The sequence below is a fragment of the Cryobacterium gelidum genome, from assembly GCF_004403985.1.
Lineage (GTDB): Bacteria > Actinomycetota > Actinomycetes > Actinomycetales > Microbacteriaceae > Cryobacterium > Cryobacterium gelidum.
Genome location: NZ_SOHL01000015.1, coordinates 54637 through 68166, shown reverse-complemented (window position 1 = coordinate 68166; position 13530 = coordinate 54637). Strand labels below are relative to the sequence as shown.

General features: G+C 66.0%; 14 protein-coding genes. 8 read left to right on the top strand and 6 right to left on the bottom strand.

What is annotated here, in order from left to right:
* Positions 1 to 25: 25 nt before the first annotated feature.
* Positions 26 to 946: a 2-hydroxyacid dehydrogenase gene (locus E3T50_RS08790; protein ID WP_134551502.1), complete on the bottom strand. Its 921-nt coding sequence runs from the start codon at positions 944 to 946 to the stop codon at positions 26 to 28.
* Between the two features lie 100 nt (positions 947 to 1046).
* Between E3T50_RS08790 and E3T50_RS08785 the strand changes: the two genes are divergently transcribed.
* Entirely contained in the window at positions 1047 to 2513 is a 1467-nt protein-coding gene (locus E3T50_RS08785) for a peptide MFS transporter (protein WP_134551501.1), read from the top strand.
* 39 nt (positions 2514 to 2552) lie between these two features.
* On the opposite strand, the gene E3T50_RS08780 is transcribed toward E3T50_RS08785, so the two are convergent.
* Complete coding sequence (locus tag E3T50_RS08780) at positions 2553 to 3989, bottom strand: MFS transporter (RefSeq protein WP_134551500.1); 1437 nt, start codon at positions 3987 to 3989, stop codon at positions 2553 to 2555.
* 5 nt (positions 3990 to 3994) lie between these two features.
* Positions 3995 to 4498, bottom strand: coding sequence for a MarR family winged helix-turn-helix transcriptional regulator (locus tag E3T50_RS08775; protein WP_134551499.1), 504 nt, complete (start codon positions 4496 to 4498; stop codon positions 3995 to 3997).
* A gap of 77 nt (positions 4499 to 4575) precedes the next feature.
* On the opposite strand from E3T50_RS08775, the gene E3T50_RS08770 reads away from it, so the two are divergent.
* Entirely contained in the window at positions 4576 to 5424 is an 849-nt protein-coding gene (locus E3T50_RS08770; protein WP_134551498.1) for an alpha/beta fold hydrolase, read from the top strand.
* Positions 5425 to 5433: 9 nt separating this feature from the next.
* Positions 5434 to 6486: a lipoate-protein ligase LplAB gene (locus tag E3T50_RS08765; protein WP_134551497.1), complete on the top strand. Its 1053-nt coding sequence runs from the start codon at positions 5434 to 5436 to the stop codon at positions 6484 to 6486.
* 31 nt (positions 6487 to 6517) lie between these two features.
* Here E3T50_RS08765 and E3T50_RS08760 read toward each other — a convergent pair whose 3' ends face one another.
* The gene (locus E3T50_RS08760; RefSeq protein ID WP_134551496.1) at positions 6518 to 6856 is read right to left on the bottom strand and encodes a GNAT family N-acetyltransferase; all 339 of its coding nucleotides are present in this window, start codon (positions 6854 to 6856) and stop codon (positions 6518 to 6520) included.
* A gap of 49 nt (positions 6857 to 6905) precedes the next feature.
* Between E3T50_RS08760 and E3T50_RS08755 the strand changes: the two genes are divergently transcribed.
* Positions 6906 to 7838 carry a DNA-methyltransferase gene (locus tag E3T50_RS08755; RefSeq protein WP_134551495.1) on the top strand — a complete coding sequence of 311 codons (933 nt, stop codon included), beginning with the start codon at positions 6906 to 6908 and terminating at the stop codon, positions 7836 to 7838.
* A 70-nt stretch (positions 7839 to 7908) separates the two neighbouring features.
* On the opposite strand, the gene E3T50_RS08750 is transcribed toward E3T50_RS08755, so the two are convergent.
* Positions 7909 to 9324 (bottom strand): GH1 family beta-glucosidase, encoded by a 1416-nt coding sequence (locus E3T50_RS08750; RefSeq protein WP_134551494.1) that lies wholly within the window; start codon positions 9322 to 9324, stop codon positions 7909 to 7911.
* Between the two features lie 113 nt (positions 9325 to 9437).
* Here E3T50_RS08750 and E3T50_RS16215 point away from each other — a divergent pair, with 113 nt between their 5' ends.
* On the top strand, positions 9438 to 9575 hold the full coding sequence (locus tag E3T50_RS16215; RefSeq protein WP_166783827.1) for a hypothetical protein: 138 nt from the start codon (positions 9438 to 9440) through the stop codon (positions 9573 to 9575).
* 38 nt (positions 9576 to 9613) lie between these two features.
* Positions 9614 to 10330 carry an amidase domain-containing protein gene (locus E3T50_RS08745; RefSeq protein ID WP_166784256.1) on the top strand — a complete coding sequence of 239 codons (717 nt, stop codon included), beginning with the start codon at positions 9614 to 9616 and terminating at the stop codon, positions 10328 to 10330.
* 118 nt (positions 10331 to 10448) lie between these two features.
* Here E3T50_RS08745 and pgm read toward each other — a convergent pair whose 3' ends face one another.
* Positions 10449 to 12065 carry a phosphoglucomutase (alpha-D-glucose-1,6-bisphosphate-dependent) gene (gene pgm, locus E3T50_RS08740; protein WP_134458831.1) on the bottom strand — a complete coding sequence of 539 codons (1617 nt, stop codon included), beginning with the start codon at positions 12063 to 12065 and terminating at the stop codon, positions 10449 to 10451.
* A 35-nt stretch (positions 12066 to 12100) separates the two neighbouring features.
* Between pgm and pheA the strand changes: the two genes are divergently transcribed.
* Both pheA and E3T50_RS08730 read left to right on the top strand, forming a co-directional pair.
* Positions 12101 to 13057 (top strand): prephenate dehydratase, encoded by a 957-nt coding sequence (gene pheA, locus E3T50_RS08735; protein WP_134551492.1) that lies wholly within the window; start codon positions 12101 to 12103, stop codon positions 13055 to 13057.
* Entirely contained in the window at positions 13054 to 13524 is a 471-nt protein-coding gene (locus E3T50_RS08730; RefSeq protein WP_134551491.1) for a hypothetical protein, read from the top strand. The genes pheA and E3T50_RS08730 overlap by 4 nt, the downstream gene beginning before the upstream one ends.
* Positions 13525 to 13530: the final 6 nt, after the last annotated feature.

The following is a 13530-nucleotide window of genomic DNA, read 5'->3' as shown; positions in this document are numbered from 1 at the left end:
CCGGCTGAGCGGAATGGCGCAGCGACTAACTCGTCAACACCACGTTGAGCGGGGTCTCGCCGCGCAGCATCCGCTCTATCTGCTCACGCACGAGCCGGGCCATGCGCGGCAGCATGGCGCTCGAGGCGCCGCCGACGTGCGGTGAGATGAGTACATTGGGCAGCGCGAAGAGCGGATGCCCGGCCGGCAGCGGCTCTGGCTCTGTCACGTCGAGTGCGAGCCGGAGGCGGCCGTCGGTTGCGTGCCGGAGCAAGGCATCGGTGGCGGCGACCGGGCCTCTGGCGATGTTCACGAGCAGGCTTCCGTCACGCATGCGGCACAGGAATGCGTCGTCGACGAGGTGGGTCGTCTCGGAGGTGAGCGGTACACCGACGACCACGATGTCGGCCTGTGGCAGCAGCTCGGGCAGGGACTCGAGGCCGTAGATCACGCCGTGCTCATCGCTGCGTGCCGTGCGGGCCACCCGGATGACCGTGGTTTCGAAGGCGAGCAGCCGGCTTTCGATCGCCCGGCCGACGCCGCCGTAGCCGAGCAGCAGCACGGTGCGATCGGCGAGGCTGGCGTGCTGCTCTGGCGCCCATTCGCCCCGGTCCGCAGCGCGCACGAAATCGGGAATACCGCGCTGGGAGGCGAGGATCAGCGCGAGGGTGAGTTCAGCGGTCGAAGTCTCGTGCACGCTCGCCGCATTGGCGAAAACGTGCCCCCGTGGGAGTACCTGGCCGACGCCATCGAAGCCGATGGACTGGCTCTGCACCATCCGGGCGTCGACGCCGGCGAGGTGCGCGAGCCGATCAGTTGCCCCCATATATGGCGTGACGACGATGTCAAACCGCGGCCGCGGAGCCGGGCCGTCGAGCGCCCACAGGACGACCTCGACGCCGGCGGGCAGTTCGCCGACCGCCTCGCGCAGCACGGAGTCGGGCAGGCTAACCAGCAATGAGCTCATGCCCCGAGCCTACTTCGCCAGCGCGCGTGCAGTCCCGTTCGCCTCGGTTGGCAATCGAGGACGTTGTGCCCCGTTTCGGGGTGCTTGCTACCATTGGGTGATGAGCAAAGTCGTCGACCACGCTGCTGTCCACGAGGATCGGGGCTTCTTCGGGCAGCCGCGGTCACTCGCCAACATCTTCGGCGTTGAGATGTGGGAGCGCTTTTCGTTCTACGGCATGCAGGGCATCCTGCTGTTGTACCTGTACTTCTCGGTGGCCGACGGCGGACTCGGGATTCCCCAGACCACGGCGGCCGGCATCGTCGGCGCGTACGGTGGTGGTGTCTACCTGTCGACCATTCTCGGCGCGTGGGTCGCCGATCGTCTTCTCGGTTCCGAGCGGGTGCTGTTCTACAGCGCCATCGTCATCATGATCGGCCATATCGCCCTGGCCGTCGTGCCGGGGGTCGGCGGCCTCACCGCCGGCCTCATCCTGGTCGCCGTCGGCAGCGGCGGGCTCAAGGCCAACGCGACGTCCGTCGTCGGCTCGCTCTACGCTCCGGACGACCCCCGGCGCGACGCCGGATTCTCGTTGTTCTACCTCGGCATCAACCTCGGCGCATTCGCTGGGCCAATCCTCACCGGTCTGCTGCAGAGCACGATCGGTTTTCACTATGGCTTCGGTCTCGCCGCGGTGGGCATGGCGATCGGTCTGACCCAATACTCGCTCGGGCGCAAGCGGCTGCCGGATACCGCCCGACAGGTGCCGGACCCCCTCCCGCGATCTCGCTGGCCCGGTTTTGCCCTCGGGACGATACTCGCGCTCGCTGCCATCGTTGTTCTCGTAGTGACCGGTGTGATCACCGCGAGCAATCTGGTCACCATCGTGATCGCGCTGACGGTCGCCTCCGCGGTCGCTTACTTCGTGGTGATTCTCACGAACCGACAGATCACCCCGGTAGAGCGCAAGCGTGTCTACGCCTTCATCCCGCTCTTCGTGGCCAGCGCCGCGTTCTGGTCGCTGTATCAGCAGCAGTTCACGGTCGTCACGATCTATTCCGACGAGCGGCTCAACCGTGACCTGTTCGGCTGGGAGATGCCGGTGTCCTGGGTGCAGTCGATCAACCCCGTCTTCATCATCGTGCTCTCCGGCATCTTCGCCGCCTTATGGACCAAGTGGGGATCGAAGCAGCCGTCTACGCCGATGAAGTTCGCGGTCGGAACCGCGGTCATGGGCGTTGCCTTCCTGTTGTTCCTGCCGTTTGCCGGCGGAGCGGTCAATTCAACGCCACTGCTGGCGATGATCGGTATTCTGCTGGTCTTCACGGTCGCGGAACTGCTGCTCTCGCCGGTCGGACTCTCCGTCGCCACCAAGCTCGCACCCGCGGTGTTCAAAACCCAAATGGTCGCGCTGTTCTTCCTCTCGGTCGCGCTCGGCTCTGCTGTGTCGGGGGTGCTCGCCACCTGGTACGCGACGGCGCCCGAGCGACTCTATTTCGGAGTGCTCGGCGGCATCGCGATCGTGCTGGGGCTCATGCTCGCCCTGATCGCCCGCCCGGTGCTGCGCCTGATGGGCGGGGTGCGCTAAACCCTTCCCGAATCCGGAGCGCTGGCGCTACCGATACTGTTACCGCGGAACAGCAGCCTCGACGATCGCGATCTCACGCGTGACAGTCTCGCGGTTGCGCTCGGCCAGGCTCTCGCGCTCCAGAGCGCGATCCCGATCGAACTCGTTCTCTTGTGCAGACCCATCCGGCTCAGGCACGTTCGTCCGGGACCGGCGACTCGGACTAACGGCGGCCTCCTCGTGCCCGTCACCGGCGTGCAGCACACGCACCCGCGGTGACGAGAACGGATGCAGCTGCACCCGTAGTCGGCGATAGCGCACCATCCAGAACAGCACGACGGACGCGGCCAGCAGGCCAGACATCGCCGCGAGGCCGAGCGCCCAGCGCGGGCCGAAGGCATCCGCTACCCAGCCGACGAGGGGTGCGCCGAGGGGGGTGCCGCCGACGAAGATGGCCATGTAGAGCGCCATGACCCGGCCGCGCATCTCGGGCCGGGTGGTGGTCTGCACGTAGGCGTTCGCGGTCGTCATGAGGGTCAGCGCGGACAGGCCGACGAGTACGAGAGATATGGCGAAACTGGCATATGACGGCATGATCGCCGACAGCGCGCAGGCCACGCCGAAGAGGGCGGCGCCGAGCACGACCAGGCGCAGCCGCGCACGGCTGCGCCTGGCGGCGAGCAGTGCTCCGACAACGGCACCGACAGCCATGATCGAGCTGAGCAGGCCGAACTCCGCGGCCCCGCGACCGAATTCGATCGTGGCCATGGTCGAGGTGAAGATGGCGAAGTTGAGGCCGAAGGTGCCGATCAAGAAGACCGCGATCATGACGACGACGATGTCGCTTCTTCCCCGCACGTAACGAAAGCCAGCCACGAGCTGCCCCCGCTCGCGGGACACCTTCGGCTGGCGTCGCAACTGGCTGGTGCGCAGCAGGGCCATCGCGACGACCGTCGCGGCAAAGGTGACCGCATTGATCATGAACACCCAACCGGCGCCGACGGCAACCGTGAGCAGGCCGGCCGCGGCCGGCCCGATCAGACGCGCTCCGTGGAACGAGGCCGAGTTGAGTGCGACCGCGTTGGACAGATTGTCTTCGGCGACGAGCTCGGAGACAAAAGTCTGGCGAGCAGGCGCATCGATCGCGGCGACGACACCGAGGCCGAAAGCGAACAGGTAGACGTGCCAGAGCTGGGCCACCTCAAGCACGGTCAGGATGCCGAGGCCGAGGGCCAGCAGCCCCATCAGTGTCTGGGTGAGAATGAGCAGCTTGCGCCGGTTGAACCGGTCGGCGATCAGACCGGACCAGGGCATGAGCAGCAGCATCGGTCCGAGTTGCAACGCCATGGTGATGCCGACCGCGGTCGCGTTGTAGTCAGTGAGCTGGGTCAGCACGATCCAGTCCTGCGCGGTGCGCTGCATCCAGGTGCCGATATTGGACACCAGGGCTCCAGCGAACCAGATGCGATAATTGACGACGCTCAGTGAGCGAAACATGGCACTCAACTGTCGGCAAGCTCCTTCATGATGACGGTCGCGTCGGCGAGGGTGCTGCGTTGTTCGGGGCTGAGTTGGGCGACGCGGAGCACCAGCCAAGCGTCTCGACGCTTGCGGGTTTCGGTCATGATCTCGGCGGCGGCATCGGTCGTGCTGAGCACAATCTTGCGGCCGTCCAGGGTGGAATCGGTGCGGGTCACCAGGCCCGCATCGACGAGACATTTCACCGTGCGGGTCATCGATGGCGGGGTGACCCGCTCAAACTCGCTGAGTTCGGTGAGCGTCAGCGGGCCGTGCAGGTAGAGCACGCCGAGCGCCGAGAACTGGCCGCTGCCCAATTCGTTCTCGGCCTTCTCCTGCCGCAGGCGGCGAGCCAAGCGGCCATTGGCCAGCCGAAATTCGTGGCTGACGTCGCTCACGTCGCGGTCGCGCCCGGCTTCTACTGCGATCGGGGGCTGCGCCCTGATGACGTTGAGCGTGGCGGGTGTCGGAGGCGTTCGAGATTCCATATATGCTTAGCATAGCAAATTAGTCTAGCTAAGTACATTGCAGAGCGTCCTGTTCGTAAACAGGGCAGACTGGCTTCGTGCCCACATATACGGATGCCTCCGGCCTGGTTGTCAGCTACTACGTCTGGCCGGCCGCTGCCCCGCGGGCCGTTGTGCAGGTCGCCCACGGCGTCGGAGAACACGCCCAGCGTTATGCGGCGCTCGCGGCCGACCTGAACCGGGCCGGGTACACGGTGTATGCCGACGATCACCTCGGCCACGGCCAGACCGGACTGGCCCAGCACGGTGGCGATCACACCAAGCTGGGCCGACTCGGCGCCGGCGGGCTGCGCGCGGCCGTAGCCGGCGTGCATCAGCTGAGCGGGATCATCCGCTCACACCACCCGACCCTGCCCCTCGTGCTGCTCGGGCACAGCTGGGGATCGTTCATGGTGCAGATGATCGTGAACGAGCACGCGGCCGAGTACGACGCCATCGTGCTCTCGGGTACGGCGTATCGCTGGCCAGGCTACCTCGACGGCGGCGATCTCAACCGTAAGCACCAGACGCTCGGCACCACCGGGGTCGAGTGGCTCAGCCGGGACCCGGCCGTCGCGGCGGCCTTTGTGGCCGACCCGTTGACCACGGCGACGCCGCTCGCGAAGCTCTTCGGCATTCGCGAGGCCGCCCGCCTGTTCGGTCGCCCAGCCCGCGACCTGCCCGGTCACCTGCCGATGCTCGTGCTCGTTGGCGGGGACGATACCGTCGGGGGGGAGCGCAGCGCGCTCAAACTGGTGAACGCCTATGTCCAGCGCTCCGGACTGCGGGACGTACGCCTGATTGTCTATCCGGGCGCTCGACACGAAGTTTTCAACGAGACCAACCGCGACGAAATCATCGGCGACCTCGTGGACTGGCTCGACGAGCGATTGCCACCCACGCCGTAGGCTGGTTTCATGCATGGTGAATATAAGGTTCCGGGCGGCAAACTGGTCGTCGTTGATCTCGATGTCATCGACGACGTCATTGCCAATTTTCATCTGGCCGGGGACTTCTTCCTCGAACCCGATGATGCCCTCGAAGATATTGATGCCGCCGTGACCGGCCTTCCCGCTGGCAGCTCGGCGTCCGCGATCGCCGCTGCCGTGCGCGGCGCACTGCCGAGCGGCGCCATTCTGCTCGGATTCTCGCCGGAGGCCGTCGGCGTCGCCGTGCGCCGTTCGCTCGCCCAAGCGAGCACCTGGCGCGACTACGACTGGCAGATCATCCACTCGAAAACGCCCGTCGCTCCCGTGATGCAGATGGCGCTCGATGAGGTGCTCGCGACCGAGGTTGGTGAGGGGCGCCGCCCCCCTACCCTGCGGATTTGGGAGTGGAACGAGCCGGCCGTCGTCATCGGCAGTTTTCAATCACTCAAGAACGAGGTCGACCCGGAGAACGCCGCCAAGTACGGCTTCACCGTGGTGCGGCGCATCAGCGGCGGCGGCGCCATGTTTATGGAGGCCGGCTCGGTCATCACCTATTCGATCTACGCACCGACCGACCTCGTGCAGGGCATGAGCTTCGCTGACTCGTACGCCTTTCTCGACGAGTGGGTCATCACCGCGCTCAAGTCCCTCGGCATCGACGCGTTCTACCAGCCGCTCAACGACATCACGAGCCCGACTGGCAAGATCGGCGGGGCCGCCCAGAAGCGCCTCGGCAGCGGCGCTGTGCTGCACCACGTCACCATGAGCTACGACATGGACGGCGAGAAGATGGTGCAGGTGCTGCGCATCGGCCGGGAGAAGCTCAGCGACAAGGGCATCACGAGCGCCGCCAAGCGGGTCGACCCGCTGCGCAGCCAGACCGGCCTCAGCCGCGCTGCCATCATCGACCGCATGACCGAGACCTTCACCGGCCTCTACGGCGCCACCAAGGGCGACGTCACGGCCGAGGAATACGCGAAAGCCACCGAGCTGGTGGCCAACAAGTTCAGCACCGAAGCCTGGCTGACCCGGGTGCCCTGAAGAACGACGAGCGGATGCCCGGGCCCAGCCGCTACTGTCCGCGGGTGAGCAGGTCCTGGTATGCGGCGTGGGTGTCGATCCAGTGCGCCACGTAGGAGCACTCCGGCACGACGGCGAGGTCGGTGTGCACCCGCACGTCGTCGAGCGCCTGCTCGACCATAATGCTTGCGAGGCCATGGGCGCGCTGCGCCGGATTGACCTCGGTGTGGGTGAAGTGCACGGCCGACGAGGTTGTGGTGTAGTCGGCCAATCCCACGCTCTCATTGTCGAGCCAGACCGTGTAGCGGCTCTGCCCCGGGTCGTGGCGCACGTCGACAGTCCCGCCATCGGCCAGGTTCTGCGAGTGGATGGTCGTCGATTCTGCAGTCATCCCGACAGACTAGGCCGATCAGAGTCGCCCAGGCTGAAAGAATAGACAAATGCCAAACGCGTGGACACCGACCAGCCCGAGCCGTGTCGTGCACGCCAACAACCTCGACGTGCTGCCGAGGCTGCCCGATGGCGCCTTCACCCTGATCTACCTCGACCCGCCGTTCAACACCGGCCGATCGCAGAAACGCCAGAGCACCACCTCGGTGCGCTCGGTTGCCACCGACGGATCCCACGCGGTCGGCACGATCACCGGGTTCAAGGGGCAGCGCTACGAACGGATCAAGGGCGACCTGCTCGGCTACGACGACCAGTTCGAGGACTATTGGGCCTTTCTGGAGCCGCGTCTGATCGAGGCCTGGCGGCTGCTGGCCGATGACGGCACGCTGTACCTGCACCTCGACTACCGCGAAGCGCACTACGCCAAGGTGCTGCTCGACGCCCTGTTCGGCCGCGAGTGTTTTCTCAACGAGCTCATCTGGGCCTACGACTACGGCGCGAAATCCAAGAACAAGTGGCCCACCAAGCACGACACGATTCTGGTCTACGTAAAAAACCCGGCGAGGTACTACTTCGACTCCACCACCGTCGATCGCGAGCCGTATATGGCGCCCGGCCTCGTCACGCCCGAAAAAGTGGCCAAGGGCAAGCTGCCCACGGATGTCTGGTGGCACACGATCGTCTCGCCCACCGGCAAGGAGAAAACGGGCTACCCCACCCAGAAACCGATCGGGATTCTGCGCCGCATCATTCAGGCGTCGAGCCGGGAAGGAGACTGGGTGCTTGATTTCTTCGCTGGCAGTGGCACGACCGGCGCGGTTGCGGCCGCGCTCGGCCGACGCTTCGTGCTCATCGATCAAAACCCCGAGGCGGTCGCCGTCATGCGGGCCCGCTTCGGGCCGGTGCCGGGCGTCGACTTTCTTGAAACTGGACGGCCCGAGGATCTTCTTCGGAGCCGGCCTCGTACTCGCGGCACTCGTTGAGGAAGCGGGCACCCCTGGGAACAGGTGCCGACGTCCGTAACGGGTGCCGCGAGACCTCGTCGCGCGCGGCTCAGCTCGCGTGTGCCGCCAGAATGTGTGCCGCGAACATGCGCCCGCTGTCTTTCACCGTGCGCTCGAGTGTGTCGTAGTCCACTCGCACGATGCCGAACCGTTTTTCATAGCCGTACGACCACTCGAAGTTGTCGAGCAGCGACCACACGAAGTATCCGCGCACATCGGCGCCGGCCGCGACCGCCTCGCCCACCTTGTTGATGTGCGCCACGATGTAGTCGGTGCGTTGGGCGTCATGCACAGCGCCGTCGGCACCCACCGTGTCGTCGTAGGCTGCGCCATTCTCGGTCACATAGAGCGGTGGCAGCCGGTCGTACTCCTGGCCGAGCCGTACGAGCAGCAGGCGCAGCCCGTCGGGGTTGACCTCCCAGTCCATCGCGGTGCGCGGCAGCCCTCGGCTCGGAAAAGTGATGTACTCCGACCCGATCCACGGCGACGCGACCGGTCGGGTGGCGCCGCCGGCGTGGGAGTCGCTCGCCGCGGCATCCGCATGCCCACTCACGAGGTCATCGTGATAGTGATTGACGCCGAGAAAATCCAGCGGCGCGCCGATGATCGCCAGGTCGTCCGAGTGGATGACCTCGGCCAGCCCGAACGGCTCCAGGTCACGCAGGGTGTCTTCGGGGTAGGAGCCGCGCAAAAGCGGGTCGAGGAAGATGCGGTTCGCGAGCGAATCGAGGCGCCGGGCCGCCTCAACATCGACCGGGTCGGCGGCATCGCGCGGCACGGCATTGGTGAGATTGAGCGTGATCCCGAGGTGTTGGGCGCCGGCCGAACGCAGCGCGTTGACCGCGAGCCCGTGCGCGAGATGCTGGTGGTGAACGGCGGCGACCGCCGCCCGGCCATCCTGCCGGCCCGGAGCGTGCACGCCCGATCCGTAGCCGAGCAGCGAGGAGCAAAACGGTTCGTTGAAGGTGGTCCAGTGGGTGACCCGATCGCCGAGCGCAGAGTAGACATCACTCGCATAGTCGACGAACCGGTAAGCAGTGTCGCGGTTGGCCCAGCCTCCCTTCTCTTCGAGCGCCTGCGGCAGGTCCCAGTGATACAGCGTGAGCCAGGGCAGAATGCCGGCGCCGAGCAACTCGTCGACCAGCCGGGAGTAGAAGTCCAGCCCCTGCCGGTTCAGGGCGCGGTCGCCCGGTCGCACCCGTGCCCAGCTGGTTGAGAACCGGTAGGAGTCGAGGCCGAGTGAGGCCATGAGCTGCACGTCCGCCGGCATCCGGTGGTAGTGATCCACGGCCGTGTCGAGGTCGTCGCCGCCCGCGATAGCGCCCGGAACCCGCGCGAACTCATCCCAGATCGAATCCTCCTTGCCGCCCTCGTGGCCGGCACCCTCGATCTGCGCGGCGGCCGTCGCCGACCCCCAGAGAAATCCGTGCGGCCAGGTGAACGGTGCGGGCTCGGTCTGCGACATAAAAACACGGTACCGTGCGGCAGCGCGTGCAGCCAGTATTTGGCGCGGATGTTGTCCGGCACCCGCCGGAGCGAATTCAGGACTCTGATATTCGTCGCCGCTAAGCTCGAACCATGCTGCAGAACAACGAACCCACCGAGGCGGATCAACGACGTCTCCGCCGCCGGTTTCTGATCGGCGTCATCATCGTCGGAGTGCTCGTCGCCCTCGCGGCGATCGCGCTCTACCTCAGCGCCGCCGTCAGCGTCTAAGCCGTCACAGGCAGGCTCCCAAACGAAGTGAGAACATTGTGCAGCTAACCCGGTGGCAGCGACTCGGCCTGACCACGGCAGTCGGAGCCGTGCTCGCGGTCGGCGCGACCGCGCTCGTCGTGCAAGCCCTCGCGGGCTCCGCCGACTCCGCCAAGACCGCGCAGACAACGGATGCCGTCGCCGCAACGGATGACCCGGCTCGCGTCACCCCTACCGCCTCCGCCGCCCCGGTCGCGGTTGAACCGCCAGCGGAACCAGAGCCGACCGTCAGCGCCCCCGTCAGCGCGCAACTGGACTACGTCGCGGCGCACTGGAAGCTGGGAAACTACAACTCCGCCGAGTGGGGCATTCTCGGCGAGAATGACTGCGTCAACTTTGCCAGCCAGGCCATGATCGCGCGCGGCTGGGTCATGGACAGCATCTGGTCGAGCGCGAAGAACGGCAACGCCTACGACTCCTCAGCGGCGTGGCGCAGCTCCACCGCATTCATGGAATACATCGGGCAGACCGGCAGGGCCACGGCCCTGACCGATCAGCAGCGCGACCAGGTGAAGGTCGGCGACATCGCGCAGTTCGACTGGGACAACACCGGCGACCGCGACCACACCGGCATTGTCACCAAGGTGGAGCGCGTGGGTGACGCCATCTCGATCTTCTTCGCCGGGCACACCCTCGATTCCGATTTCCGCTCGGTCGACACGGCGATCACGGTGGACCACCCGGGGGCCACGGCGTACTACTGGAGCGTTCCCTAGGAACTCATTGTCACGTGGGCCGCGTTGGGGACGGACCATCCGCTCCTCGGCTCAACCTTGAACTCGACATCCCGCGAATAACCCGTCCCCAGCGCTCCGTCTGCGGCGGGGGAGAGCTCTAGGCGATCGCGGTGTCGACGATGGCCTTGGCCTCGGCCTGCACCCGAGCCAGATGTTCGTCGCCGAGAAAGGACTCGGCGTAAATCTTATAGACGTCCTCGGTGCCGCTGGGCCGGGCCGCGAACCAGGCGTTCTCGGTGGTCACCTTGACGCCGCCGATCGCTGCCCCATTGCCGGGGGCAACGCTGAACGCGCCGGTGATCTTCTCGCCGGCAAGTTCGGTGGCTGTGATCATCGAGCCGTCGAGCTTGGCCAGTGCAGCCTTCTGCGCGGGCGTGGCTGCGGCATCCACTCGGGCGTATGACGGAGCGCCGAAGTGCGCGGCTAGTTCCGCATAGCGCTGGCTCGGGGTCTTGCCGGTCACCGCGAGAATCTCGGAGGCGAGCAGGGCGAGCAGGATACCGTCCTTGTCGGTGGTCCAGACGGTGCCGTCGAAGCGCACGAAACTGGCGCCGGCGCTCTCTTCACCGCCGAAAGCGACGGACCCGTCGATGAGGCCGGGGACGAACCATTTGAAGCCAACGGGCACCTCCCAGAGGTCGCGGCCGAGAAAGCCGGTCACCCGGTCGATCATCGTCGACGAGACGAGGGTCTTACCGACCGCAGCGTCGGGCTTCCATCCTTCGCGGTGACTGTACAGGTAGTCGATGGCGACGGCCAGAAAGTGGTTCGGGTTCATGAGGCCGCCGTCGGGCGTGACGATGCCGTGCCGGTCGGCGTCGGCGTCGTTGCCGGTGAGGATGTCGTACTCATCCTTGTGGGCAACGACGGATGCCATTACCGAGGCACTCGACGGATCCATGCGGATCTTCTCGTCCCAGTCCAGGGTCATGAATCGCCAGGTGGGGTCGACTTTCGGATTGACCACGACGAGGTCGATTTCATAGCGGTCGCGGATGGCGCCCCAGTAGCCAACGCTCGCGCCGCCGAGCGGGTCGGCCCCGATGCGAATCCCGCTGGTGCGGATGGCCTGCATGTCGATGATGTTCTCGAGGTCGTTCACGTAGTTGCCGCGAAAATCATAGGTTTCAACGGCGCTCGGCTCGCTCCGTCGCACGCCGGCCAGGCCCCCGGCAATGAGGTCGTTGGCCCGGTTGGCAATCCACGAGGTGGCATCGCTGTCGGCCGGACCGCCGTGCGGCGGGTTGTACTTGAAGCCACCGTCCATTGGCGGGTTGTGGCTCGGCGTGACGACGATGCCGTCGGCCAGGTCGCCGTGCCCGGCCCGGTTGTAGGCCAGAATTGCGTGGGACAGCGACGGGGTGGGCACGTAGTCATCGAACTCGTCGACGAGCACGCGCACGCCGTTGGCGACGAGCACCTCGAGGGCGGTCGTGTATGCCGGGCCGCTCAGGGCGTGCGGGTCGGTGCCGATGAAGAGCGGGCCCGTGATGCCCTGCCCGGCGCGGTACTCGACGATCGCCTGAGTCGTCGCACTGATGTGATCCTCATTGAACGCAGTGTTCAGCGAACTGCCGCGGTGCCCGGACGTGCCGAAGACGACGCGTTGGGCCGGCACCCGGACATCCGGTTTCAGGTCGTAATAGGCCTTGACCAGTTCATCAACGTCGATCAGGTCAGATTCCAGGGCTCGGGTGCCCGCACGTTCGCTCATGAGCACAGTCTGGCATCCCCAGTAGGCTGAGAGCCATGCCCGACGCGCCGAATCCGACCCCGACCCAGACTTACAGCTATCTCGGCCCGGCCGGCACCTTCACCGAAGCGGCGCTCGCCCAGGTGCCAGGCGCTCGCGGGCAGATCTGGCGTCCGGTCAACAATGTGGGTGAGGCCTTCGCCGATGTCGCGAGCGGCCGCAGCATGGCGGCAATGATCGCCATCGAGAACTCGGTCGACGGTGGTGTCACGGCCACGCAAGATGCCCTCGCAAGCGTGCCGAACCTGCGCATCATCGGCGAATACCTGGTACCGGTGAACTTCGTGCTCGTAGCCCGCCCCGGCACAACGTTGGACGACGTGCGCGTCATCAACGCGCATCCGGTCGCCTATGGGCAGTGCCGCAACTGGCTCGAACGCACCCTGCCGAGCCACGGGCACATTCCCGCGTCGAGCAACGTAGCCGCCGCGTCTGCCTTGTTAGAAACTGATCAAGCGGATGCCGCGATCGCCCCGCCCGGTATCGACAAGCACCACGACCTCGTCGTTCTGGCGTCTGAAATCGGTGACAACCCGAACGCGGTTACCCGGTTCGTGCTTGTCGCCCGCACCGCCGAGCTCATTGCGCCGACCGGCGCCGACAAGACCAGCCTCATCATCGAGCTGCCGAGCGACCGCTCCGGCGCCCTGCTCGACATGCTCGAGCAGTTCGCCACCCGTGGCGTGAACCTCAGCCTGATTCAGTCCCGGCCGATCGGTGATTCCCTCGGCCGCTACCGCTTCGTCGTCGACGCCGACGGTCACATTCTTGACGAGCGCGTCGCCGACGCCCTGCTCGGACTGCGCCGCTTCAGCCCGAAAGTGATCTTTCTCGGCTCCTACCCGCGGGCGGACAAACGCCGAATCGAGTTCACCTCGCGCTACGACGATGGCATCTTCATCGAGGCGCGCGACTGGCTGCGCGGCCTGATAGCAGGGGAGCCCACCGAATGATCGAGCCGCGCTTTGACCCGGAGCACGATGCCCGTTATCAGCGTGGCTATGAGCCCGGTAACTTTGCGGATGCCGCTGCGCCGGACTTATCGGCGTTTCTGTCGCCCGCCGCAAACAATCAGCCGGCAGACTTTGATGGACCAACCGATGTCGGTTCGGTGCTCACACCCGACGCCGACGAGCCTCCCGACCAATTCGAGCCACGTAATCCGTTCATCATTGCCCTGTGGATTATTGGGCCAGCCCTCATCATCGGCGGGCTGATCCTGCAGGTCCGCATGATTCTTGGCACGTATTTCAGCTCGGGCTTCCCTGGATCCTCGAGCGCCGAGGTGCCCGTCGACATGGTGATGCAGCAGGTGATCTACACTCTCTCGCCCGCACTGATCGCAACCGGCCTGGCCACTGTCGTCGGACTTCTATTTTTCCACGCCCTGCGCTGGCGCTCCCGGTCGACCCACCAGTAGGGCGCG